The 25,879-nt window shown below is 42.8% G+C and carries 22 protein-coding genes; 17 read left to right on the top strand and 5 right to left on the bottom strand.

What is annotated here, in order from left to right; genetic code table 11:
* Positions 1-2: 2 nt before the first annotated feature.
* The 3 genes from Q7J63_RS08025 to Q7J63_RS08015 all read left to right on the top strand — a co-directional run bounded on the left by Q7J63_RS08025 (position 3) and on the right by Q7J63_RS08015 (position 5,965).
* A complete protein-coding gene (locus Q7J63_RS08025; RefSeq protein ID WP_304885259.1) occupies positions 3-3,065 on the top strand; it encodes an efflux RND transporter permease subunit in 3,063 nt (1,020 codons plus the stop codon).
* Positions 3,065-4,408 (top strand): TolC family protein, encoded by a 1,344-nt coding sequence (locus Q7J63_RS08020; RefSeq protein WP_019596171.1) that lies wholly within the window; start codon positions 3,065-3,067, stop codon positions 4,406-4,408. Before Q7J63_RS08025 ends, Q7J63_RS08020 begins: the two co-directional genes overlap by 1 nt.
* Before the next feature lie 159 nt (positions 4,409-4,567).
* Positions 4,568-5,965 carry a transporter substrate-binding domain-containing protein gene (locus Q7J63_RS08015; RefSeq protein ID WP_304885256.1) on the top strand — a complete coding sequence of 466 codons (1,398 nt, stop codon included), beginning with the start codon at positions 4,568-4,570 and terminating at the stop codon, positions 5,963-5,965.
* A 79-nt stretch (positions 5,966-6,044) separates the two neighbouring features.
* On the opposite strand, the gene Q7J63_RS08010 is transcribed toward Q7J63_RS08015, so the two are convergent.
* The 3 genes from Q7J63_RS08010 to Q7J63_RS08000 all read right to left on the bottom strand — a co-directional run bounded on the left by Q7J63_RS08010 (position 6,045) and on the right by Q7J63_RS08000 (position 8,573).
* Positions 6,045-6,770, bottom strand: a complete 726-nt coding sequence (locus tag Q7J63_RS08010) for an SAM-dependent methyltransferase (protein WP_019596173.1) — start codon at positions 6,768-6,770, stop codon at positions 6,045-6,047.
* A gap of 158 nt (positions 6,771-6,928) precedes the next feature.
* Positions 6,929-7,690 (bottom strand): alpha/beta fold hydrolase, encoded by a 762-nt coding sequence (locus tag Q7J63_RS08005; RefSeq protein ID WP_304885254.1) that lies wholly within the window; start codon positions 7,688-7,690, stop codon positions 6,929-6,931.
* A gap of 169 nt (positions 7,691-7,859) precedes the next feature.
* Entirely contained in the window at positions 7,860-8,573 is a 714-nt protein-coding gene (locus Q7J63_RS08000) for a pyridoxine 5'-phosphate synthase (protein ID WP_304885252.1), read from the bottom strand.
* Positions 8,574-8,634: 61 nt separating this feature from the next.
* Between Q7J63_RS08000 and Q7J63_RS07995 the strand changes: the two genes are divergently transcribed.
* From Q7J63_RS07995 to trxA, 11 genes are all read left to right on the top strand, one after another.
* Entirely contained in the window at positions 8,635-9,084 is a 450-nt protein-coding gene (locus Q7J63_RS07995) for a GatB/YqeY domain-containing protein (protein WP_019596176.1), read from the top strand.
* Between the two features lie 9 nt (positions 9,085-9,093).
* A complete protein-coding gene (locus Q7J63_RS07990; RefSeq protein ID WP_304885250.1) occupies positions 9,094-9,639 on the top strand; it encodes a CvpA family protein in 546 nt (181 codons plus the stop codon).
* Complete coding sequence (locus Q7J63_RS07985; protein ID WP_304885248.1) at positions 9,623-10,207, top strand: aminodeoxychorismate/anthranilate synthase component II; 585 nt, start codon at positions 9,623-9,625, stop codon at positions 10,205-10,207. The genes Q7J63_RS07990 and Q7J63_RS07985 overlap by 17 nt, the downstream gene beginning before the upstream one ends.
* 383 nt (positions 10,208-10,590) lie before the next feature.
* Positions 10,591-11,256, top strand: a complete 666-nt coding sequence (locus Q7J63_RS07980) for a CBS domain-containing protein (protein ID WP_304885246.1) — start codon at positions 10,591-10,593, stop codon at positions 11,254-11,256.
* 11 nt (positions 11,257-11,267) lie between these two features.
* On the top strand, positions 11,268-12,143 hold the full coding sequence (locus tag Q7J63_RS07975) for an NAD kinase (RefSeq protein ID WP_304885244.1): 876 nt from the start codon (positions 11,268-11,270) through the stop codon (positions 12,141-12,143).
* A gap of 177 nt (positions 12,144-12,320) precedes the next feature.
* Positions 12,321-13,073 (top strand): DUF6089 family protein, encoded by a 753-nt coding sequence (locus Q7J63_RS07970; RefSeq protein WP_304885242.1) that lies wholly within the window; start codon positions 12,321-12,323, stop codon positions 13,071-13,073.
* An 84-nt stretch (positions 13,074-13,157) separates the two neighbouring features.
* Complete coding sequence (locus Q7J63_RS07965) at positions 13,158-13,895, top strand: isoprenyl transferase (RefSeq protein WP_019596182.1); 738 nt, start codon at positions 13,158-13,160, stop codon at positions 13,893-13,895.
* A gap of 1 nt (position 13,896) precedes the next feature.
* Positions 13,897-16,596 carry an outer membrane protein assembly factor gene (locus Q7J63_RS07960; protein ID WP_304885239.1) on the top strand — a complete coding sequence of 900 codons (2,700 nt, stop codon included), beginning with the start codon at positions 13,897-13,899 and terminating at the stop codon, positions 16,594-16,596.
* On the top strand, positions 16,596-17,132 hold the full coding sequence (locus Q7J63_RS07955) for an OmpH family outer membrane protein (RefSeq protein WP_019596184.1): 537 nt from the start codon (positions 16,596-16,598) through the stop codon (positions 17,130-17,132). The genes Q7J63_RS07960 and Q7J63_RS07955 overlap by 1 nt, the downstream gene beginning before the upstream one ends.
* A gap of 17 nt (positions 17,133-17,149) precedes the next feature.
* The gene (locus tag Q7J63_RS07950; protein ID WP_304885237.1) at positions 17,150-17,692 is read left to right on the top strand and encodes an OmpH family outer membrane protein; all 543 of its coding nucleotides are present in this window, start codon (positions 17,150-17,152) and stop codon (positions 17,690-17,692) included.
* Between the two features lie 289 nt (positions 17,693-17,981).
* The gene (gene trxA / locus Q7J63_RS07945; RefSeq protein ID WP_019596186.1) at positions 17,982-18,287 is read left to right on the top strand and encodes a thioredoxin; all 306 of its coding nucleotides are present in this window, start codon (positions 17,982-17,984) and stop codon (positions 18,285-18,287) included.
* A 633-nt stretch (positions 18,288-18,920) separates the two neighbouring features.
* Here trxA and Q7J63_RS07940 read toward each other — a convergent pair.
* Positions 18,921-20,660, bottom strand: coding sequence for a M14 family metallopeptidase (locus Q7J63_RS07940; protein WP_304885234.1), 1,740 nt, complete (start codon positions 20,658-20,660; stop codon positions 18,921-18,923).
* A gap of 12 nt (positions 20,661-20,672) precedes the next feature.
* On the bottom strand, positions 20,673-22,289 hold the full coding sequence (locus Q7J63_RS07935; RefSeq protein ID WP_304885232.1) for a M14 family metallopeptidase: 1,617 nt from the start codon (positions 22,287-22,289) through the stop codon (positions 20,673-20,675).
* Between the two features lie 251 nt (positions 22,290-22,540).
* Between Q7J63_RS07935 and Q7J63_RS07930 the strand changes: the two genes are divergently transcribed.
* The 3 genes from Q7J63_RS07930 to hemH all read left to right on the top strand — a co-directional run bounded on the left by Q7J63_RS07930 (position 22,541) and on the right by hemH (position 25,776).
* Positions 22,541-23,380 (top strand): universal stress protein, encoded by an 840-nt coding sequence (locus Q7J63_RS07930; RefSeq protein WP_304885230.1) that lies wholly within the window; start codon positions 22,541-22,543, stop codon positions 23,378-23,380.
* Positions 23,381-24,622, top strand: a complete 1,242-nt coding sequence (locus Q7J63_RS07925; RefSeq protein WP_022582387.1) for a cation:proton antiporter — start codon at positions 23,381-23,383, stop codon at positions 24,620-24,622. It abuts the gene before it with no gap.
* 119 nt (positions 24,623-24,741) lie between these two features.
* On the top strand, positions 24,742-25,776 hold the full coding sequence (hemH, locus tag Q7J63_RS07920; RefSeq protein ID WP_019596192.1) for a ferrochelatase: 1,035 nt from the start codon (positions 24,742-24,744) through the stop codon (positions 25,774-25,776).
* Positions 25,777-25,879 lie beyond the last annotated feature (103 nt).

Here is a 25,879-nt window from a genome sequence, read left to right as displayed (position 1 = left end):
TCATGTCAAGTTTATCAACGATAAGTATCCGAAGGCCAGTATTGGCGATTGTCATGTCGCTGACTATCTTGTTGTTTGGAATCATCGGGATTAGCTTTCTGGGGATAAGGGAATTCCCAAGCGTAGATCCTCCGATTATCAATGTAAGGACAACTTATGTCGGTGCCAATGCCGATGTCATAGAAGCCCAGATTACGGAACCCTTAGAGGAAGCGATCAATGGAATCGCCGGGATCAAATCCCTTACCTCCACCAGTAACGACGGGACCAGTAACATTACGGTGGAATTTGATGTGGGAGCCGACCTTGAAGCAGCAGCGAATGATGTCAGGGACAAAGTGTCCGGCGCACAAAGAAATTTACCGCCGGATACAGAGCCTCCTGTGGTGTCCAAGGCAGATGCTGACTCTCAGCCCATTGTCTTTTTGAATGTCCAAAGCAACGAAAGAAGCCTTCTGGAGATTTCCGATATCGCCAACAATATATTCAAAGAAAGATTACAGACCATCCCGGGAGTAAGTACGGTTCAAATCTGGGGGGAAAAAAGATATGCCATCCGCTTGAGAATGGACCCCCTTCGAATGGCCTCCTATGGAATTACACCTTTGGATGTACTCAACAAGGTACAAAGTGAAAATGTTGAGCTGCCTTCCGGAAGGATTGAAGGCTCGGCGATAGAACTCTCCGTTCGGACCAAAAGTAGATTGAGTACCCCACAGGAATTCAATGACCTGATCATCAAGGAAGATCAAAACAATATCGTCCGATTCCAGGATATCGGAAAGGCGGAATTGGCAGCCCTGAATGAAAGGACCGTATTGAAGCGAGACGGTGTACCCATGGTCGGTGTGGTTTTGGTTCCTTTGCCTGGTTCCAATAACATTGAGATCGTCGACGAGTTTTACAAAAGGCTGGAAATGATCAAAAAAGATATTCCAGCAGATGTGAAGTTGGATATCGGTTTTGATTCGACCAATTATATCAGGAGTTCCATCAGTGAGGTGCAAGAAACCATTCTTCTGGCTTTTGTCCTGGTGGTGCTGATCATATTTCTGTTTTTGAGGGATTGGAGGACTACCTTTATTCCGGTATTGACAATCCCGATTTCCCTGATTGGCGTGTTTTTTATCATGTATTTGATGGATTTTTCCATCAATGTACTCACCCTTTTGGGGATCGTGCTGTCGATTGGTTTGGTAGTGGATGATGCCATTGTAGTGTTGGAAAATATTTACACCAGAATTGAAAAAGGTGAAAACCCAGCCAGTGCAGCAGAGAAAGGATCCGAGGAAATATTCTTTGCGGTAATTGCCACAACGATCGCACTTGCGGCGGTATTTCTTCCGGTGATATTTTTAACGGGTACTACCGGAAGGCTCTTTAGGGAATTTGGGATTGTCGTCGCAGGTTCGGTGATTATTTCCTCCTTCGTGGCTTTGACGATGACCCCTATGCTCAGCACTTTTTTATTGAAGAAAAGGGAAAAGCAGAATTGGTTTTACAACAAGACCGAGCCTGGATTTCTTTGGCTGAACGAAAAATATGAATCGGCCCTAAACAGTTTCATGAAAGTACGTTGGTCAGCATTCGTGATCATTTTGGTGATGGGTTTTGGAATCTATCAATTGGTTTCCATTATCCCAACAGAACTGGCTCCAGTGGAAGACAGAGGTGAATTCCGATTGAATCTTACAGGACCGGAAGGTGCCACTTTCGGATTTATGGACAATGTTCTGGACAACATGACCCAGGAGTTTTTGGAAATGATTCCGCCTGAGGAAAGAGAAGGGATTATTACAGTGACTTCTCCAGGTTTTGGAACGGCGAGTACCAATTCCGGATTCTTGAGGGTCATTCTGAAAGATGCGCAACAAAGGGAAAGAAGCCAACAGGAAATATTCGATCAAGTTTCGGTTAAGTTGAAGGATTTTACCGCTGTTCGGGCATTTGCTACCCAACCCCAATCCATTGGGGATCGTAGGGGAGGACTGCCGGTTCAATATGTACTGCAGGCACCCACCTTGGATAAATTGAAAGAGGTTATCCCTACTTTCATGGAGAAAGTGGGAGAAAACCCTGTTTTTAGTTTTTCAGATATCAACCTGAAATTCACAAAGCCGGAAATTGAGATTGAAATTGATCGGGAGAAGGCAAGAAACATCGGGATCTCTGTTCAGGAAATTGCGAGAACATTGCAATTGTCTTACTCGGGACAACGTTTTGCTTATTTCATCATGAATGGCAAACAGTATCAGGTCGTCGGGGAGATGAATCTTCAGGACAGGAATGAACCGATCAATTTGAGAATGCTCTATGTAAGGGCTGAAAATGGAGAATTGGTTCAATTGGACAATCTTGTCACCATCCGGGAAAATAGCACGCCGCCGCAATTGTATCGGTACAACCGTTTCGTAAGTGCAACGGTATCAGCAGGTCTTGCGCCAGGCTATACCATCGGTGCCGGTTTGGATGAAATGGATAAAATCGCCGCGGAGGTACTGGATGAATCTTTCTCGACTGAGTTGGCGGGACTTTCCAAAGAGTATCGGGAAAGTTCAAACAGTTTGGTTTTCGCGTTTCTATTTGCTTTGATCTTGATTTATTTGGTCCTTTCAGCACAGTTTGAGAGTTTCTTGGATCCATTGACCATTATGTTCACGGTACCCTTGGCTTTGTTCGGGGCCTTGTTTTCTTTGTGGATATTTGATTTTACCCTGAATATTTTCAGTCAGATTGGAATTATCATGCTGATCGGTCTGGTGACCAAAAACGGAATCCTGATCGTCGAATTTGCCAACCAAAGAAAAGCACAGGGAATGTCTGTGGAAGAAGCGATTGTAGGTGCGGCAGGGGCGAGGTTCAGACCAATTCTAATGACCAGTTTATCCACCATTTTGGGGATTCTCCCCATCGCGCTCGCATTGGGCGCAGGAGCGGAAAGCAGGGTGCCCATGGGAGTCGCAGTAATCGGTGGATTGGCATTTTCAACCGTTTTGACCCTATTTGTCATCCCTGCCATTTATACTTATTTAACCTCCAAAAAGGGAAGATTAGCCAGAGTCTAATGAAAAAAACGATATTATTCCTTGCCCTTTTGATTCAAGGGGGACAAATGCTGATGGCCCAAGAGACTGAAGTCTTGGACTTGGAAAAAGCCGTTCAGATCGGTTTGGAAAAGAATTATGATGTGAAAATCGCCATCAACAATGCTGCCTTGGCTGAAATTGAAAAGAAAATTGGTTTCGGCACATTCTTCTTGCCCGTGGTCAATGCACTTTATACCCATAACTATAGCAAGGAAGATGTTGAACAGCAGTTTGCCACCAATCCAGAACCCAATCAGATTCTGGGAGCAAAATCTGATACTGAAAATTTCACCATTGCAGGGATCTACGGATTTAACCCGGAATCGATCGTCTCCATCAGAAGGTTGGGGAAATTGGCAGAGATCAGTGAATTGGACGCCAAAATTGCAATAGAAAACACCGTTGCTGGAATTTCCTCCGCCTACTATCGCTTGGTCTTGGAATTGCAGCGAAATGATGTTCTTCAAAAGACCTTGGAGCTTTCCAAGTCGCGCTTGGATATCGCGCAAGCGCGATATGAATTGGGAGGGGCAGGAAAAAGGGATTTCCTTACCGCACAGGTGGATTATAATACTGACCTTTCGCTTACCGTGAGTCAGGAGCAAATCATCCAAAATGCACGCATCAACCTAAATGAATTGCTGGCCATCACACCAGACAGGGAATTTATGGTCAAGGATACCATTCTCATTCAAGAACACCTATTGTTGGAGGATTTGCTTGAAAATGCCTATACCAACAACAAATTGTTTCTGGTGACCCAAAGATTGGAAAATGTGGCCTTCCTTCAGTTGAAGGAATTTCAGGCCCAACGCTTGCCATCTATTAATCTTACGGGTAACTACATCAACAACACCTTCAATTCTGAGGCGGGTTTCTTGTTGCAAAACCAGCGACAAGGATACAATTATGGTGTGAATGTCAATCTGAATCTCTTCAGTGGATTTACGCTCAATAGAAGGATTCAGGGCGCCAAGGTTCAAAAACAAAATGCGGAACATGCGCTTCAGCAATACGAAATCCAATTGAATTCGGATATCTATAGAGCCTACAACACCTATATCAACAACAAAAACCTTTTGGAGATTGAGCGCAAAAACTATCAAGTGGCCTTGGAGAGTGCTGACATTGCACTGGAAAGGTTCAGGCTGGGGATTGCCAATTACCTTGAATTCAGGGATGCACAGGTCAACCTTCTTACCGCTGAAAACAGATTGATCACCTCCATTTTCAATATCAAGGAACAGGAAATCGAACTCATGCGCCTTTCTGGAAAAATTTATTTTCAGGACAGTTACGAGGAATACAATCCTTCCAATTAAACAGCTGTAAAAGAATTAAATTTGGTGAAATCCAAGGAAAGAGATTCGTTTTGAATTTTTTTCCTTGGATTTTATTTTTTTACAAATTTAATTTTGGTATATTTTTTGCTAAAATGCGTTTTTATGTCCACCATGCCTGTCAAATAAGGCTTTTATCGAATGAAAAAACCAGTAACAGTCATAACAATTTTTTTGATTTTCGCCATTTTTGGGGTTCAATGTACTTTTTTTGAAAGGGAAGCGAAAAAGGATCCCGTTGAAAATTCGGTTCTCTTGGATTTGGATGCCATCAAAAAGAGAGGGTTTATTCGGGCGATTGTGGACAATTCATCCACGAGTTATTATATCTACAGGGGCAGAAGAATGGGCTATGAGTTTGAGATGCTTCGGAATCTGGCCAAGGAATTGGGCGTTCGCCTGCACCTCATTGTCAAATCGGATATCGAAGAGGCTTTCATTTCTCTCAATGAAGGGAAAGCGGACATCATTGCCATGAACCTTGAAAAAACGGAGGAGAGACTCAAACTTATGAAATTCACCAAGGGACTTGGTGAGATGAGTACGGTTTTGGTACAAAATAGACGTAAAAATAAAATCGATAGGATTGAGGATTTGGCTGAGAGGGTCATTCATGTTCAGAAAGGATCGGTTTATAAATCTCAACTTTGTGCGCTGGAAAATCCAAATGCACTTTCATTCTCGATCATTGAGGCTTCGGAAGACGAGGAGTCATTGATTGATAAGGTTCTCCAAAATGAAATTGATTTTACCGTTGTGGACAAAAATGTGGCACTCGTCAATGCAACCTACCATGATGAACTGGATGTAAGCCTCGAAATCAGTGAAGCTTCCGAAGTGGCCTGGGCCATTAGGAAAAATTCGCCTGAGCTGGAAAGGGCAATAAATGAATGGATCGATCAAAACAACAAGTCTTCCAACTTTGATATCCTGTACCAGAAATATTTTCTGAATTCAAAAAACAGTTATTTCCGAAACAACAGTCCCTTCTCTTCCTTGGCAGGAAACAAGATCTCCGAATATGATGATCTGATCAAAAAAGGGGCCGAAACATTGGGCTGGGATTGGAGATTGCTGGCCTCATTGGTGTACAAGGAATCCAGGTTTGACACCACGGCGACCTCCTATGCCGGGGCTGTTGGATTGCTCCAATTGATGCCAGTTACCTTGGAGCGCTTCGGCGTGGAAAATCCGAATGATCCGATGGAAAGTCTGATGGGTGGTGTCAACTTTTTGAGATATCTGGATAAATTCTGGAGAGAACGGGTCCCGGAAACAAACGAGCGGATCAAATTTATACTTGCCTCTTACAATATAGGGCATGGCCATGTGGAAGATGCGTGGAAATTGACCCGGAAATATGGGAAAAACACACAGACGTGGAACAACGTAGCCCATTACCTCAGCCTGAAATCCGACCCGAAGTTCTACAGGGACCCGATTGTCCGAAGTGGATTTGCCAAAGGGCATATTGCCGTTTCTTATGTCACGGACGTCATGATCACCTATGATTCTTATCGGGTTTTGGTCAACCCCTAAGTTTGTTTTTTTTCGAAAGACAACACCCACTTTGCCTTTTGAGCTGTATCTGTTTGAATGGTGATTCTTCCGGATAAATCTAATTCCCTGAATAGATCACAAATACAGTAGGAATCTTGTGGAGGTCCAAATTGGTTTTCTTCCACTCGGATATTTTTTTGGTTTGGATCAGTTCGTCGCTTCCGGTAAGGTTTTTGGCTATGCAGAGTTTTGTTTCCGGATGAAGGGTGTTTTTGAGATCCTCCAAAAGTGGATTGTTTCGGAATGGAGTTTCCATGAAAATCTGGGTCCGATTATGCTGGCTGGATTCTGCCTCCAGTCTTTTGATTGCAGCTACCTTGTCTTTTTTATCGATCGGCAAGTAGCCATGAAATGAAAAAGACTGGCCATTGAACCCTGAGCCCATCAAAGCCAAAAACATCGAGCTTGGTCCTGAAAGCGGCACCACCTGAATTCCCTTTTCATGTGCATAGGCCACGGCTATGGATCCAGGATCCGCGATTCCCGGGCAACCTGCCTCCGAAATGATCCCCATGTCCATCCCTTCAAAGAGTGGTTTCATCAACAAAGGCAATTCACCAGGTCTGGTTTTTTTGTTCAGGATTTCCATCTGAAGATTTTCGATCGTCAAACCCATTTTCAGACTACTGATATAGCGGCGGGCCGTGCGGAGATCTTCCACCAGATAGGAATGGGTATTTTTGACAATTTCCTTGATCTGTGGACTGATCACTTTGTCGGACGTATTTTCCGCAAGGATACTTGGGATGAGATACAATTTTCCTTTATTCTCCATTCGGTACATCTATTTTGAGCGCCATAAGCGATTTGAGTTTTCCTGAAAGCCAAAAAGATTATGGCCATTGTTTGTCAGGTGCAAAATTAGCCGATTATTCAGAATAATAGCCAAGGCCATGCGTCTAAAACCAGTGGGATTGCCTGTCCAGCGGAGCAAATCTCCCATCAACCCAGAAATGCCTTTACGGTTTGGATTACGGCTTCCGGTTGTTCGGCATGTAGCCAATGGCCGGCATTTTTAAGGTGAATGATTTTATGATCCGGGAAAAAGTGGTCAATGTCTGCTTTATCTCCCTCGTTGATATAATTCGAGTTGGCTCCGCCCATAAATAGGGTTGATTTAACAAAGGTGCCATCAAAGTCAAGGGCTTCTCCGACATTTTCGATTTTAGCCGTGATCACGGGTAGATTGATTTTCCAGATGAAATTCCCGTCCTGATCGCGACCCAAACTCTTCAGGAGAAATTGTCGGATACCTGAGTCGGAAATGTATTTGGACAATAGGTCGTCTGCTTCTTTCCTCGATTTTAGGTCTTCCAATTTGATGGCGTTCAAGCCTTCCAAAATGGTTTGGTGATGAACAGGGTATTGGCGTGGGGCAATATCGGCAACGATCAATTTCCTGACTTTTTCCGGATATTTCAATGCAAAGAACATGGCTGTTTTTCCTCCCATGGAATGGCCCATCAAGTAGGCGGATGCCAATCCCTCATCTTTCATCAACTCCGCAATGTCTTCTGCCATCACCTCATAATCCCAATCCTCACTTTGCGGGGAATCTCCATGGTTCCTTTGATCCACCAAGTATAGGGTGTAGCTTTTTCCCAAGTCGCGGGCAATGCTAAACCAATTGTCTGCCGATCCAAAAAGTCCATGTAAAATGATCAAGGGTTCTCCCTCTCCTGTTTTCTTAAAATTAAGTTTCATGTTTTATGTCTGTTTTGGGCTTCCCGATCTCCAAGATGTCGATCATTGTGTGCCCGGCATTATTTTTCAAGTTTTTGAAATTTCTGATGCTTGTTGTAATGGATTGGATTTTCTCAAAGAAGAGAACGCTTAAAATTGGATTCTTCCACATCTTCCATCCGTCAAACACCTATTCTAATTGTCTTCGGTACATTTGGATTGTATTCTCCAGGCCATAGTAAAGCGCGTCACAGATCAATGCGTGACCAATCGAAACTTCATCCAAAAAGGGGATACTTTCTTTCAGAAATTTGAGATTGTGTAGGTCCAAATCATGGCCGGCGTTCAGGCCAAGACCGAGCGACTGCGCCAGAAGTGCAACCTCAATATAGGGTTTTACGGCAGCGTGTTTGTCTATTGGGAATCCGGTAGCATAGGGTTCCGTGTACAATTCCACGCGGTCCGTTCCCGTGGTCTTAGCCGGTTCAAAATATTTCGGTTCTGGGTTGATGAATATAGAGACCCTCGTTCCGCTTTCGTGAAGCTCGGCCACGATGTCCCTCAACATGCTTTGATGGGCGATGGTATCCCAGCCATTGTTGGAGGTCAGCACATGTGGCGGGTCAGGGACCAAGGTAGCTTGTGCAGGTTTTATCGAACGGATCATTTCCATAAATCGCTTGTCGGGATAACCTTCAATGTTGAACTCTGTGGTCAGTACAGGACTCAAATCCAATACATCCTGGTACCGAATATGTCTTTCATCTGGTCTTGGATGGACCGTGATGCCCTGTGCACCGAACCTTTCAGCATCCAAAGCAACTTTGACCACATCGGGATTGTTGCCTCCCCGTGCATTTCGCAAGGTGGCAATCTTGTTAATATTTACACTCAGCTTAGTCATTTTCCTAAATTAAAGGGTAATTTTGTAACAAATTTACACCTATAATACAAACAACAAGGCAATGAGTTTAAAGCTTACGATAGAAAGTGAAATAAAAAAAGCGATGCTGGCCAAAGACAAGGCAAGACTACAGACGCTTCGTTCCATCAAGTCGCTTATCTTATTGGAGGAGACAAAATCAGGTGCCAGTCAAGCCATTTCTGAAGAAGACGAGCTGAAATTGTTGACCAAGGCGGCCAAGCAAAGAAGGGACTCCGCCGATATTTATAAGCAACAAAACAGGGAAGATCTCTATTCCGTAGAGATGGTTGAACTGGAAATCATCAGTGAATTTTTACCGAAGCAATTGACTGAAGAAGAATTGGAATCCGAATTGAAGCAGATCATCGCTGAATCGGGTGCTCAAGGGCCGAAGGATATGGGGAAAGTAATGGGACTTGCCAGCAAAACACTTGCAGGTAGGGCCGATGGCAAAGCGATCTCTCAAAAAGTGAAAGAATTATTGGGCTAAAATTTAGCGATGGGGACACTGGATTATATCATATTGGCGATTTTGGCCATTGGCGCTTATAGTGGATATAGGCGTGGGCTTTTCGTTGGTATCATTTCCATTGTCGCCTTTTTTGTGGCCATCATTTTGGCCTTTCACCTGATGGATTGGGGGACTGAACTTTTGGCAAAAAAGGTGGAAAACCTCACTTTTATGCTTCCTTTTGTAGCCTTCCTGATCATTTTTTTGGCCGTGATCCTGTCAATCAGAGGCCTGGCTTATGTTGTCAAGAAAACCTTGGATTTGACAATCCTCGGTTCCTTGGACAGTGTGGGGGGGGCCATTTTGGGTTTGTTGAAGACTGGCTTTACTTTGAGCTTGATTCTTTGGGTTGCCAATTCTTTTGAATTCAAATTGTCACAACCCTGGGTCAAGGAGTCCATTTTTTATGCCTATATCCAACCCCTCGCCCCTGTGACCATCAATTTTGTGGATGGGTATACCCCAATTGTGAAACAGACCATTTCCTCGATTCAGGAACTGGTCAATACCGCTTCCAATGCTCTTGTTAATTGATAATTATGATTCGTTTTCACATATTCTGGCAGACTATTTTCTCCAGATGGGTGTGGAATTGAAAATTATTAGGAACGATGTTCCAATTTCAGAGTTGATTGACCAATCCTATGAAGGCCTAATATTGTCCCCGGGCCCTGAGACTCCAACAAAAGCAGGAAATCTCATGCAGATTCTGGAACATTTCCACTCTAAGATTCCTGTTCTTGGAGTTTGTCTCGGGCATCAGGCCATAGGGGAGTTTTTTGGAGCTTCTTTGGTGAAATCATCAGAACCTGTCCATGGCAAAGTCCATTCTGTGAATATTGTAACCCAAAATGTACTTTTAAAAAATCTTCCCGAAAGATTCGATGTGACGCGCTACCATTCACTGGAGTTGAAGGATCTTCCCGACACATTGGAAATTCTCCTGGAAACGGACAGTGGGGCAGTGATGGCAATATCGCATAGAACTCTGCCCATTTTTGGGATCCAATTCCACCCAGAAGCGTATCTTACCCAATTTGGGAGGGAGATTATAGGGAATTGGTTGGCAGTGGTAAAGAATCGAATCTATTTTGAAGTTTGACCCTAGGGTTGAAAACAATACAAAATAGCAAGTCAGGATTTGAACTAGCTTTCTCATTGGCTGTCCATTAAACCCGAAATATGCAATAGGTTTCCAAATGGGATTGAAACGGAAAGAAAATCAGCCTATTGGGAGAATAATCCCTGACACCAATAGGGTGAAATCAAAAACAGTCAATGTCCAATTGATTGTCAGTCAATTACAATATTGCGTTGAGTCCTTATGCATAAAACGGGTTAAAGCCTTTTAAGGGTCAATTAATCCCCGAAGTCCAAGTTGGTTTTGTACGGACAATTCCTGTTTTTGTGAGATTGGATATCTTTTAAACTACCATTACCCGTTTGCCGTTTCATATTACGGAATCTATTTAATATATTTAAATCATGCAGGCTTACGAATTTATCAACAATTTGATCCCTCCCTTGAAATTCACAGACAAGGCCAAGATGGCTTTGTCATGGATGGAGGAAATCAGGACAAACGTTTTGCCTGTAGTAGATCAGGGCCAATTCAAGGGATTGATCACTGACGAATTGATCTACACCCTCAATAACCCAGAAATGGGAATTGCCGAAATTGAGCCAGAAGGATTGGGATGCTTTGTTTACCAAGACAAACACATCTATGATGTCATGCGGGTAGCCTCAGAATACCACACCAATATGGTGGCCGTCGTCGACCGGGAACTCCATTATCTGGGGGTGGTGACTTTGGAGGATGCCATCAGTGCTTTTGCGGATAGTCTATCCATTCAGTCCCAAGGATCCGTGTTGGTATTGTCGATGAACATGACGGACTACAGTATGTTCGAAATTTCCAGGATCATAGAAGGAGAAAACGCCAAGATATTGAGCAGTTTTATCTCCAGTGACCCCTTGGATATCCATAAAATCAAATTGACACTTAAATTGGACAAAACAGAATTGCGACACATCAAAGCCACTTTGGAACGCTTTGGGTATCGATTGATCGATCATTATGATGAAGAAATCGAAACCAGTGGGGAACAGGAAAGGATAGGGAATCTTCTTCGATTTTTGGATATTTAACAAGCGTTTTAATGAACATTATCATTCATGGGATAGATTTCCAAAAGGAATTTATCCCCCATATAGAGCAATTGATTGCCATTTTGAAATCGCGGAAAGTCCGCATTTTTTTTACCGAAAATTTTTCGAATTCCCTCAAAAAGTTGGCGATAAAGGTGGAGGATTGTGAAATCCTACATTCAAAATCACTACTTCGTGAAATGGATTTCATCATTTCCATAGGTGGTGATGGTACACTTCTGGATACGGTGTGTTTTGTTGGGGATATCGAAGTTCCCATTGTTGGAATCAATACAGGCAGGTTGGGGTTTTTGGCCACCATTGCCAGAAACGAGATTGAGTGTGCCATGAAAAAACTCTTTGATGGCGCTTACACCATAGATTCAAGGTCTTTGGTCAGCGTGAGCTCAGACATCCCACTTTTCAATGGCCTCAATTTCGGATTAAATGAATTTACCATTCACAAAAGGGATACTTCCTCGATGATTACCGTGCATACCTATATCGACGGGAAATACCTGAACAGTTATTGGGCAGATGGATTGATCGTGGCCACACCCACCGGTTCCACCGGATATTCCTTAAGTTGCGGCGGCCCTTTGATTTCCCCCAATGCGAGAAATTTTGTGATTACCCCGGTAAGCCCACACAACCTGAATGTAAGGCCCATTATCGTTTCCGATGAAAGCGAAATGAGTTTTCGGATCGAGGGAAGAAGCGAAAAGTTCCTGATATCTTTGGACTCGAGGTCCACACCCATAGATGCGACCGTCAAGTTGCATGTTAAAAAAGCTGAATTTTCTGCCAAGCTGGTAAAATTTGAAGACTATAATTTCTTCGATACCCTAAGGCAAAAACTCAATTGGGGATTTGACATGAGGAATTAACAGGCTTTTTTGTACTGGTTTACGCCACAAGTCGACGATTCCATATATTTTATTGATCTTTGTTCGTTGAGAATGGAAAAGGGGCTAAAATGACCAGTTCTTTCCTTAACAAAAATTAACCCTACAAATCCCCAGGGGGGTTTTTATATCGTTTGGTACTTCATAAATTGCAATGTCTTGAAAAAAGCCGGAATTAGGATTTTCTCTACTTCATACTGTCTGCTCCTCATTGGTTTGCTTACATCAGAAGATTTATTAGCGCAAAGAAATGAATTGGGATTTGGTTTGGGTGGGGCAACCTACACAGGCGATATTATCCGCAAGGTGGACCCATCACAATTGGGGATTCAAGGAACGTTGTTTGGCAGACGAAATTTTGACAATGTATGGTCCTTGAGGGCTGGTATTTCTTTCGCACGATTGAATGCTGCGGACAGTATCAATCCGATAGATGCGGCAGCGGCTTACCGAAATGCCGGGTTTAAGGGGTCGGTCTTCGAGGCTACTGCTGTAATGGAATACCATTTCTTGGATTTTACCCATCCACAATCCCAATACAGGTATTCTCCCTATGGTTTCTTTGGACTTGGATATTCCTTTTTCAGTGGAGAGGGGCAGACTTATCAAGGCGATCCAAATGCTGGAGATTATTCCTTGGGTACGCCCATCATTCCCTTCGGACTTGGCATCAAGTACAAGCTAAACGACCGATGGACCTTGGCGATGGAATTGGGGTTTAGAGCGACATTTTCTGACCTTTTTGATAAAATAGACAGTAAAAACGCAAATATTCCCAGGTTTCCCGATCCAAGCAATCAGAATGTCCCTTATGGAATAAATTATGGAAGTTACGGAGACAAGGATTGGTATTATTTTTTAGGGTTGACCCTAAGTTATTCCTTCAATTCTGTCCAATGCTACTCCTATTAATTAATTGACCGTAAGGGTAGAATATTGAAAAAGAAATAGCATTTTTGTACCTCTAAAAAAGAAGTGCATTCGGATTTATAAGGAATGAAGGAATTAATAGACAGTACAAAGATCCCCCAACACATAGCGGTAATCATGGACGGTAACGGCCGATGGGCCCAAAAGAAGGGTGCTCTGAGGATTTTTGGGCACAGGAATGCCATTGCCGCGGTCAGGGAAACGATTGAAGGATCGGCGGAATTGGGCGTGGGGTATCTCACATTGTATGCATTCTCCACCGAAAATTGGTCTAGGCCGACGGATGAAGTCAATGCATTGATGGAAATCTTGGTCAATACCATTGCAGATGAGGTGCCCACCATGATGAAAAACAACATCAAGCTTTCTTCCATCGGGGACATCAAAAGCCTTCCAAAAGGCTGTCAGGATAAATTGGAAGAGGCCAAAAACCTCACTTCCAACAATACTGGTCTGGTGGTTATCTTGGCATTGAGCTACAGTGGAAGATGGGAAATACAGACAGCCATAAAGGACATTGCCAAAAAAGTAGTTGAAGGACAGTTTAAAATAGAGGACATCACGCAGGAATTGATTTCTGCCCATATGGATACCAAAAATATTCCTGATCCGGAATTGTTGATCAGGACCAGCGGGGAGATTAGAATCAGTAATTTCCTGCTCTGGCAAATGGCCTATACAGAGCTACATTTTACCGATGTGCTTTGGCCGGACTTTAGAAAAGAACACTTGTACACAGCCATTCTTGACTTTCAAAACAGAGAAAGAAGGTTTGGCAAGACGGGTGCACAGATTAAATCGTAATATGAAAAGAAGTATAATTATCCTATTCTTGTTCTTGTCTGTGGGTTCTCTCCAGGCTCAAATCCGTTTGGGACAGAGCCGCTATACCTCCCTTAAGCCGGTGGATATCATGGAATTGAATTATTCAAAACCTCAAAAGTTTAGGATAGCTGAAATAAAGGCCGTCGGTTTGGCGACTTTGGATGAAGTCGCCATTATTTCCCTTTCGGGATTGAAGGTGGATGATGTCATCAGTGTTCCAGGAGATGCGATTTCTTATGCCCTGAAAAAGTTATGGGCCCAAGGAATCATTGGAGACGTGAAAATATTGGTGACCAAAGTGGAAGGCGACGATATCTATCTGCTCCTGGATCTTACAGAAAGACCAAGATTCAGTCGCGTCGAATTCTCAGGGGTCAACAAAACCCAAGAAGGAGAATTGAAAGATAAAGTCAAGATTCGTGGACGAGTAGTTCGGGATGATGTTTTGAATACTTCCCAAAGGAATATCAGACAATATTTTGTGGACAAGGGATTTTTGAATGCTGAGGTCAAGGTTTCGCAAGAACGAGATACCACGTTGCCAAACAGTGTGAAAATCAAATTTGATGTGGATACCAAATCCAAGGTGAAGATCAATGAAATCAAAATCGCTGGCAATGATGACATTTCCGATAAAAAAGTAAAGGGAAAACTTAAGAACACCAAAGAGCACGCAAGGCTTCACATTTTTAGGGATCTGATTTCCAGGTTTACCAATACCGACGCTAAATCAGCCAAAGAAGCGATCGTTTACAGAAATCCAGTTTCCGATGAGGAAGTAAAAAATTACATCAACAAGAATTTCAAACTTAATTTTTTCAATGCTTCGAAATTCGTCACCAAAGACTTCAGGGAAGACAAGGAAAAAGTAATCGATTTTTACAATTCGAGGGGTTTCAGAGATGCCGTGATTTTGAGGGATTCGGTTTATGCCTATACTGACAACACCATCAATATCGACCTTAACATCGAAGAGGGAAACAAGTACTATTACAGGAATATCACCTTTACCGGAAATTATATCTACGAAAACCCAATTTTGCTATCCAAACTGGGAATAGCCAAGGGTGATGTCTACAACAAGGAGAAGCTTGACAAAAGATTGAATTACGATCCACAAAAGGGAGATGATGTAAGTTCACTTTATCAAGATGATGGTTATTTGTTCTTCAGTATTGATCCCGTGGAAGTCAATGTTCAGGGAGATTCCATAGACATTGAGTTGAGAATATTCGAAGGACCACAAGTGACGGTGAATTCAGTTTCCATCCAAGGAAACGAAAGAACCTCCGACCATGTGGTGATGCGGGAAATCCGAATCCTTCCGGGCCAGAAATTCAACAGAAGCTTATTGGTCAGGACCATTAGGGAATTGTCCACATTGGGATATTTTGACCCTGAGAAAATCGAGCCGGACATGCGTCCAAACTTTGAGGATGCCACGGTGGACATTACGTTTATCTTGGAAGAAAGACCAAATGACCAGATTGAATTGTCCGGTGGTTGGGGAGGCTTCTTTGGATTTGTAGGAACGGTCGGTTTGACCTTCAATAACTTCTCCATCAAAAATATTCGCAACTTTGAAAAATGGAGACCGCTTCCGGTAGGTGATGGTCAAAAACTGTCCCTCAGGGTTCAGGCAAATGGAAAGGCTTTTCAAAACTACAGTGTTTCACTGACCGAACCTTGGTTTGGTGGGAAGAAGCCAAATGCTTTAAGTTTCAGTTTCAACCACTCGGTTCAGAGACAAGTGGATTACTTTAGTCAAGGCAATCAAGCCCAGGATCTTGGCTTTTTCAAGATTACTGGAGCAACAGTTGGCTTATCCAAAAGGGTGACATGGCCGGATGATTACTTCATGTTTAGCAATGCACTGGCTTTCCAAATTTATGATTTCAACGAGTTTGGTCGCCAATTCGGATTGAGCTACGGAACAGGAAAATCAAATAGTTTGGCCCTAAACACAACCATTGCGAGAAACAATGTGGATAACCCAATCTATCCAAGGATGGGATCAAATATCAATTTGACAACTTCGTTTACTCCTCCGTATTCCTCCTTGAATAAAAACATCAATCGGGAATCTCCCGATCAAGAACGTTTCAAATGGCTGGAATATCACAAGTGGATGTTTGACGCCACGTTCTATACCCCAGTATTTGGCTCCTCCAAATGGGTTGTCAGTGCCAGAACACACATGGGCTTCCTGGGCTCTTATGGAGACCGGATCGGTATGATTCCTTTGGAAAGATTCGTGATGGGTGGTGATGGAATGACCTTCAATAACTTTGCGCTCGGACAGGAAATCGTAGGATTGAGAGGTTACGAAAATCAGGTACTTACTCCTGGGGCATTGACAAGAGGCGACCCTAATTCAACTGACGGCTACGGTGGTATCGTTTATAACAAACACGTAATGGAACTGAGGTTCTTGGTTTCCCCAAATCCTTCGGCTACAATCTTCCTTCTGGGATTTGCAGAGGCAGGAAACAACTGGGGATCTTATGCTGAGTTTAATCCGTATAACCTTAAAAAATCAGCAGGTGTTGGTGCAAGGATATTTATGCCAGCCTTTGGATTGTTGGGAATTGATTGGGGATATGGATTTGATCCAGCTCCAGGGCAGAGCACGCCAAGTGGCGCACAATTCCACTTTACCATCGGGCAACAATTCAGATAATGAGGGATAAGCTAATCAGGTTGTTGTTTTTGTCAGTCCTGATCGGTTTGGCAATTCCTGCCCAAAAGGCAGCAGCACAAAAATTCGGGTACATTGACTCCGAATTTTTACTGAATAAACATCCTGATTATAAGGTCATTCAAAATGAGTTGTCAGCCTTAAGTAATGAATGGAAAAAAGAGGCACAAAATTTGGATAACCAAATAAAAGAGTTGTATGTCAGTCTTAAAGCCGAAGAAGTCCTTTTGACAGAGGAAATGTATCAGGAGAGATTGGCAGTCATCAAGGTCAAAGAAAAAGAATCTGTGACATTCAACAACAGGGTATTTGGAATGAATGGTCAGTATTATCAAAAGCAGGCAGAATTGTTACAGCCCTTGCAATCGAAAATTTTCGATGCAATAGATAGGGTTTGTAAACGGAATGGGTTGGCGGTTCTGTTTGATAAGGCATCAGGTCCCCTGATGATTTATACAGATCCAAGGCATGATTATTCCGAATTTGTGCTTGAAGAACTAGGAATTGAAAACAAGTAAAATAAATAAACACGAAAATGATGAAAATTAAAATTATCCTTTCCGCAATCGCTTTGTTTTGCGTAGGATTTGCGGCGAATGCTCAAGATCTGAAGATCGGCTATACCAATGTGGAACTCATAATGGATCTGATGCCAGAGATGGAACAAATCGGAGCGGACATCCAGGATTATCAGGCACAACTGCAAACCAATATCCAAACCAAAGCACAGGATTTCCAAAAACAGGTACAGGCTTATCAGCAATCTGCTGCGACCATGACCGAAGAGGCCAGAGGAACAAAAGAGGCCTCACTTCAAAAAATCCAACAAGATCTTCAGAAATATGAGCAAGATGCTCAGACTTCTTACCAGAAGAAACTACAGGAACTTTTGGAGCCGATCCAAGCAAAAGTTTTCAATGCGATCAATGCTGTAGCTGCTGAAAACAACTACACGCACATCTTCTCTGAAACTGCGGGACAATCACCAATATTGCTTTACACCAAAGACGAAGACAAATTTACTGAGTTGGTTTTGACCAAATTGGGTGTTGAAATTCCAAAAGCTCCAGGGCAATAATTAATTGATTTCTCGATAGCATTTGATTGGCCCGCTCCTCACAGGAGCGGGCTTTTTTAATTTAAATCCGAAATCTACAATATCCTAATGAGGGCTGAAACTGCAAGAAAACCAGACTATTCAGAAAATTTGGCTTAGTGACGTTATGGTGAAGCCAAAAACCGAAAATGAGCGGCCCATAAATAAGCAGTTTCAAGATGGAATGGAGTGGGTGATGCAGAACACGGGATAAAATGATGCTTTTGCTTTTTGAAAAGTGTAACTTTTGGGAATAATTGAATAGGAAAATATGCCAAAAAAGAAATTCAAAGACATCATTCAGCATTCTGATGAAGCCGTTCTAGTGGACTTCTATGCGGATTGGTGTGGACCTTGCCAAACCATGTCTCCCATACTGGAGGAGGTCTCCAACGAACTGGACGGAAAGATCAAAATCATCAAATTGAATGTAGACAAAAGTCCGCAAGCATCGCTTCAGTTTGGGGTCAGGTCTATTCCCCATTTTATATTGTTCAAGAGAGGCAAGATTCTTTGGAGAAAAGGAGGCGTGATGACAAAACGGGATCTGTTAAAGGCGCTTAAGGGGTTTGTTTGATCACAATGGAAGTGAATTACCCATGGATGTAGGACTTCATTCTTTTTCTACCAAGGATTTTAGAAAATAAATTCTGTCTTATCCCCGGCACTTTTTACGGGGATTGTTGCCCGGTTTCCCCACAATGAATGGTGAGGATTGGAGTTTGAACAGGCCTTAGACTTTTTTTTTGGTTGGGATGCTTACGAAATGTTTCTGTGTTGTATGTTCTAAGGAGAATCGTTTTTTCAATTGGAAATACATCCAACCGACCCTGTGAAACCCGTTTTATGCATTACGGACTCAACGCAATATTGTAATTGATTGACAATCAATTGGATGCTGACTATTCTTGATTTCACCTTATTGGTGTCAGGAATTATTCTCCTAAAAGGCTGATTTTCTTTCAGTTTCAATCCCATTTGGAAACCTTTTGCTTGTTTCCATCTTACTTACGTCAAGTTAGCTGCTTTACCTTACTTTTTCAATGTCTTAGAATTCGGGTTAAATTGATTCATCTGTCCCATCTCTTTCGAGGGTATAGCCAATCTTGGAGCCAATATATTCTTCCCACAATTCAAGCATAAAAAAACCATCGGAGCAACTTTTGCTTCCGATGGCCTTTTCATTGACTTAGGATTTTGTCTCTGAGTCTTATTTTTTCCAACTCGCTTTACCTCCTTTGGCGGATTCCACATGGATGCTGTAATTGCTGTTTCCGGATACTATCCAGCGTACTTTTACCGCGTCCATTCCTGGGATGTTGTCTATTGCGATTTTTTCCGGATTGACTTTTTGTTCCGTAACCTTGTTGAAATCTTGGTTTTCCACTACAAATCCCGTCACCACCTTGGCACCGACAATGCTGATATAATCAGGTTTTTCGATTTTGTACTTCAGATCCTGACTGGAATGGGTGGGCATCAATCTTTCATTGTAGATGGTGGCGGTCACTTCTTTCAAACCACTTCCCAAATCCACTTCTTTGACATCCATCACGCTCAGTTTTGGAGTATGGTAGGCATGGTAGATCGTAAAAGCAGAATTTCTATGTGCATCCTGCTCCATCAAGAATCCGGGATGAAGGCGTCCGAAATTCTTTTTGAAACCACCGATTTCGATTTTGCCGAATTGTGGATGGTCAAATTCCTTCCAATTCACGAAAGCATCTCCAAAAGTCAGGTAGGAATCCACTTTTAGTTGTTCGTCTTGGTTGTATCTCCCAGCTTCTTTGTGGAAATAAAGATAGGAAGTCATCAATTCGTTGGAATAGGTGAAGATGCCTCTTCCACCATAGAACCAATCCAATTGGCCTCCAAAGACAGAATAGAGGTCTTTGTACACCACCAAATAGCGGTAACCGGGCATGAATTCTTCCCCTTTCTTGGCGATGGCATCATAGATGCGGACATCACTTGCATTATAGGTGTCGATATCTTCCTGTGCACCTGGACCTCTCAATATCATCCCTCCATAGTTGTGGTAGCTTTGGGCACCCGCAATGTTGGGATGCTTCATGACAAATTCCATGACGGCACGGTTTTCAGGGACGCTGAAAGGATACCTGAGGGCTCCTCTTTGTACATAATCTGGCTGCCAGTTCCAGCCCCAATCCCTGTTGGGATCATAAAAGCCAATCCCGTCGTCATTGACCACGCCATCTCCATCTCGGTCCAATCCTTCATACCCGAGCATTTCATATTCTCCTTTTTGCTCAGGTGCTACCATCGTCAATTTTCTTGGATCCATCGGATCCTTGACATAGCGTCCGGTTGGTGATTTCCGGATCATCATGGTGATGTGCCCATTGTTGTCCAAATCGTCAAAAGGATCCTCTCCATATTCCCCATCTCCGTCATTGTCAAAAATCATCATGCCTGACCTTGGCGAATTTTGGTTGTTTGGCTCTTTGATAAAATAATCGTGTGCATCAGGGTTGATGGTAGGGGCAATGTAGAAAACCTTGTCCTGAAGGAGTTCAGTAATGAAGTCTAGATCTCCAAACATTTCGCTGAGGTACCATGCGGTGTACAGCGTGAATTCCGTTCCTTGGATTTCATTGGAGTGAATGTTCCCATCGATCCACATGGCGGGTTTGTCCTCCGGTTTTCCAGTTTTGAAATCGGTGACGGTGAGCACCCAAATGTCATTTCCCAAAAATGATTTCCCGATGCTTTCCATCTTGACCAAGTTGGGGTGTTTCTTTGCCATATCCCGCATGATTTCCTCCAAGGCGAGATTGGTGTGGTACCTGTTCCAGGAAACCTGTACTTTGGGGGTATGGGGCGTCCCAATGGCGCGGAAATATTTATCCTGCGCATTGGATTCCGGCGTTGCCGCCAGGGTGAGGGCTGCTCCTAAAGCAGCGGTATAGATGCAGTTTATAAATTTCATGGTGTTGCTGATTTAGAGTTTGACATTCAAGCTGGCGAATCCGACATGTGGCGCTCCTGCCTTGATGTCGACATTTCCGGAGCCTTTGACTATCCAAGTCAGAGTGGTTTTTTCGTAGGACTCCAGCTTTTCGATCAACTTCATTTTGTCTCCTGCCACCAGGTCTTTCGCATCTTTATTGATGTCGACCCTTATTTTTCTCAACCATCTTGATTTTAACCCCATTTCGGAATGTGAGGGTAGTGTCGAATTGTTGACCAAATCAACTGAAATTCGGGTAAGATTCCCCGCCAATTTCTCAGTCTGCACATTGTGAAACTCCAAATTTGGTCTCATTTCCGCCAATTTGAGGATGAATGCATTGTGTTCTGCGGCAATTTCATCCACTTTTGCAAAGGGCGGATTCACTCGTACGAAGGGTTTAATTCCTCCGATTTCCACTTTTTGATTGGGGAAATCCGGATGCTGTATGGCTGTCCACGGGACAAAAACATCACTTTGCCCCTCGGCTGTGGCCCAGGTCATGAAATTCACATCCATGTTGGCATTGGATTTACCTTCTTCGTTTTTGACTTCTGGAATCCACCATCCCGGTGTAGAGAAGCTCAATCTCCCGAAATGGAAATATGCCCACTGGAAGAAATCACCGTCTGTTCCTTGGTTGGTTTGGTTGAAGGCTTTCTGGGTCACTCCGTCATTGTAGAGGCCAGAGACCATCGCGTTGAGTGCCACATCATTTTCAAGCATGGAAGTCACGATCCTTTTCTTGGCATCAGCCGAATTGTGTTTCATTGGGCTGGAGAGATTGTTGGCTGGACTGAAAGTGACAAAGGCAAAAATGTTCCATTGGTCAAACAAATAGTCCAAAAGCGCCCTTCCTTCTGGTTGGGAAACGGCAAATTCGCCTGCCAACGGCTGGAATGCAGGGAATTTATAGGGCAAACTCTTGTTGAATGCAACACCTTCCAATAGGTCTTCCCCAAACTTACCGTCTTTGTCATTGTCGCGGCTTTCAGGGAAAAGCATGTATTTTCCCTTCTGACCTTTTGATCGGTCGGCTTTGACCATTATCCGATCATCGTCTTCGGAAGCGGCATATTCCCCCACAGGGCTTTCCACCCGCATCATGGTGATGAAACCATCTTTATTCAGGTCTTCATATCCATCCTCATTGACCCTGCCATCACGGTCTTGGTCCACTTTGGCGGCGTTGCCTCTTCTTTCATATTTCAGGGATGCATGGTATTGCGCATAGGCATCCGGTGACATGTTGGGGAAAATGTAAAATGTGTTTTTTTCAAGTGCCGAAGCATTTTCTTTTACTAGGTTTTCAGCAAATCGAAGGGACATTTCCACACCCAAGACATGAAAACCTTCGACTCCGCCGACCAAAGCCAGGGCAGGTTTGTTGTCCATGTCGCCGGTTCCTACTTTTAGGGCCCAGATGTCCTTTCCTCCTTCGGTTTTGACGAGTGAGATGAGTTTTGCGGGACTACCGCTTCCAGAAATGGCCTTAAGCCGCTGGTCGATTTGGCTCAATGTGGGATAATCCCCTTGGGCAAAACTGGAAATGTGGGGAGAAAACAGGATTCCTGCCCCCATAACCAGAGAAAGATAAATTTTTTTCATAAAGCAAATTTGGTTTGGATTTATAGCCTTCAACGACCTGAGAATACAATCTTGGATACAGCTTGGCGCATCTATGTTACAAAAAATACATGGATAAATAAACGGGCTTTGGGTACAAAGAATGAGGCGTTTTTGAATGGCGGTACAATAGGATAAGTGGGGAAGGGAAAAGTATTCTTAAAATCAAGGGCCTTTATGTGCATTAAAAGGCAAAAATTTAATTACTTTGCAAGTAAAAAAAATTTGCCATTATGTTTCATAAAATAGCACTCGCGATTGCCTTTTCTCCCAGGATGGAGGCTTTGATCTGTGAGTCAAAGCGATTGAAAGATCTTTTTAATTCCGAATTGCTCTTGATCCATATAGGAGAAAAGTCACAGTTAGAGGAGGGAAATCTGAAAACCATCCTTGAAAAACACAATATCGATCTAGCCAAAACCAAGGTGGTTTGGGAGACAGGCAAACCCGTTAAAAAGATCATCGAGATTTGCGAAAAAGAGGGTGTGGACCTTCTTGTCGCAGGAGCTTTAAAAAATGAAGGTTTCTTCAAATACTATTTGGGGTCGATTGCGCGAAAAATCATTCGAAAATCCAAATGTTCTGTACTTACCTTGATAGAACCATCATTTGATCCCAATCCATTTCAAAAGGTAGTGATCAATGGTACCCAGCAGGAACAGACTCCGTATGTCATCGCAAAGGGCTTGGAATGGTGTAAATTGGAGCAAACCAAGAAAGTTTTTATCGTGAATGAAATCAAAATGTATGGTTTCCAGATGGCGACAGCAGGAGAGGGTGGTGGCGATGAAGTTTCTGCTACCCGAAAGAAACTGGTAGCAGAAGAAGTGATTTATGTGGAAAACATACTAAAACATTTAGATAAAGGGGATTTAAAAGTCAATATCAAAATAACCTGTGGCAAATGGGCTGCTGAATTGGTGAGATTCTCAGAAGATATTAAAGCTGATTTGTTGATTGTAGGTGATGAAGGAAATTTAGGGATTTTTGATAGGATTTTTTCGCACGACCTGGAAGATATATTAGGTGATTTACCGTGCAACCTCTTAATCATAAAGAAATATAGTGTCTAAATGGAAAAACTTTCCCATAGTGAAGTAGTTAATCTTTTACTGCAACTGGCATCCATGTTAATTTTGGCAAGAGTTTTTGCCGAAATAGCAAGGAAACTCAAACAACCAGCAGTTGTGGGAGAAATTCTTGCGGGGATCCTTTTGGGTCCCACCATTTTGGGAAGTTTGTTTCCCGGAATGTTTGAATTCTTATTCAATTCAAATCAAATGAGTAATATTGCTTTGGATGGATATGTTCAGATAGCAGTGGTACTGCTATTGTTTATTGCTGGATTGGAGGTGGAATTGAATATTGTTCTTTCACAAGGGAAAAAAGCGCTAAGCATTAGTTTTTTTGGGTTGGTCATTCCTTTTGCTTTTGGATTTATAGCACCCTTTTTCTTTGCTGAATTTTTTGGATTTGTAGAAGGAAACCGGCTATTATTTTCATTATTTATGGGTACCGCAATGGCGATAAGTGCACTTCCGGTAATTGTGAGGACCTTGATGGATCTGGATTTGTTTAAAAGTAAAATGGGAATGATGATAGTTTCCGCTGCGATGGTGGATGATATCATTGGATGGATGATTTTCTCAATCATCTTGAGTTTTATGGGGAAAGAAGCGAACACACTAGGTATTGGTTATACCATTTTATTGACGGTAGGTTTTGCTGTTTTTATGATAACCATTGGAAAGTCTCTTATCAATAAAGTTCTGCCTTGGATAAATAAAAGGTTGGCCTGGCCTGGTGGTTTGATTTCATTATCTCTTGCAGCTTGTTTTCTTGCGGCAGCTTTTACAGAATTCATCGGTATTCATGCCATTTTTGGTGCCTTTATTTTGGGAGTAGCTATCGGTGATTCCAAACATATGACAGAAAGAGCAAAGGAAATTATTCACCAATTTGTGAACAATATCTTTGCACCCGTATTTTTTGTTTCCATTGGATTAAAGGTTAATTTTTTCACGAATTTTGACCCGTTATTAGTGTTCGTAGTCATCGTTGTCGCTTATGTAGGAAAAGTGATCGGTTGTGGTTTTGGTGCATTACAAGGGGGCATGAGTAAATGGGAATCTTTTGCCATTGGATTTGGCATGAATGCCCGGGGTGCGATGGAGATTATTTTGGGCCTTATCGCCTTAGAAGCAGGGCTGATAAGCGAGAAACTTTTCGTTGCCTTGGTAGTAATGGCCTTGGTGACGAGTATGACGAGTGGGCCTTTGATGAAGTGGGCAATGAATAAAAATAAGTTGGCTTAATCGCGGGTTTTGTATAAGAAAAAAATGCGTGGGAATATCCGGAAATGCCCCTTGATAATTTCTAACCAAAGGGCTTAATTTTGGTTATTCATAATGATGTTTTACATTTTAAAAATTCGATGAGCAAAAATAAAGCAAAAACAGGTGTCCTTCTTGTCAATTTGGGTACGCCCGACAGTACGGCCACCGGTGATGTGAGAAAATATTTGAGGGAGTTTTTGATGGATTGGAGAGTCATTGACTTCCCATTTATCCCCAGATGGATGTTGGTCAACTTGATTATTGCTCCTTTCAGGGCGCCCAAATCCGCAAAGGAATACCGTAAACTTTGGACTGAAAGGGGATCTCCACTTCTTTTTCACACGGAAGATCTGCGGGACAAACTGGTAAAAAAACTGGATCCGGAAAAATATGTGGTGGAAATGGCCATGCGCTACCAAACTCCAAGCATTGAGAATGGCTTAAAAAACCTGAACAAAGCCAATGTAAAGAAAATCATTGTCCTCCCTTTGTTTCCCCAGTACGCTTCCGCAACCAATGGTTCGGTAGCGGACAAGGTGATGGAAATCGCTAAAGAATGGCAAATAGTCCCCAGTATTTCTTTTGTCAACAACTTTGTAGAGCATCCACTTTTTCTCCAGGCTTGGGCTGAGGTCGGCAAGGAAATGATGGACAAGGCAGAATATGACATGTTTCTGTTTTCTTATCACGGCTTGCCGGAAAGACAAATTCGAAAAGGTTCTGTAGAGGGTTATTGCCAACTCAGTGACAAATGCTGTGGCAATTACACCAAGAAAAATCAATTCTGCTATCGAGGACAGTGTTTCCATACCACTAGGCTTTTGGTCGAAAAAATGCAGCTACCAGCAGACAAGGTGATGACCTGTTTCCAATCCCGTTTGGGAAATGATCCTTGGATCAAACCTTACACAGAAGATGTCATCAAGGAATTGGCAGCAAAAGGGATAAAAAAAGTACTCGTTTTTTCCCCTGCATTTGTGGCGGATTGTCTGGAGACGATTGTGGAAGTGGGTGAAGAATACAAGGAAAAATTCGAAGAACTGGGGGGCGAAGAATGGGAGCTTGTCCCGAGTTTGAATTCCAATGACACCTGGGTGGATTGCGTTGCCGATTTGGTAGAATCCAATACCTGAAAGGATTAGGGGTGGATTTTCCCCATCTTAAATATTGCTGAGACAGAATTTCACAAATTTCCGGAGTGTCCAAAATCCTAGATTTGCCAAGGAATCGAGCATA

This window comes from Rhodonellum sp., from assembly GCF_030656585.1.
In the GTDB taxonomy this organism is placed as follows: Bacteria; Bacteroidota; Bacteroidia; order Cytophagales; family Cyclobacteriaceae; genus Rhodonellum; species Rhodonellum psychrophilum.
Note: the sequence above shows the minus strand (reverse complement) of the source record. Positions and strands in the feature narration are given on the sequence as shown.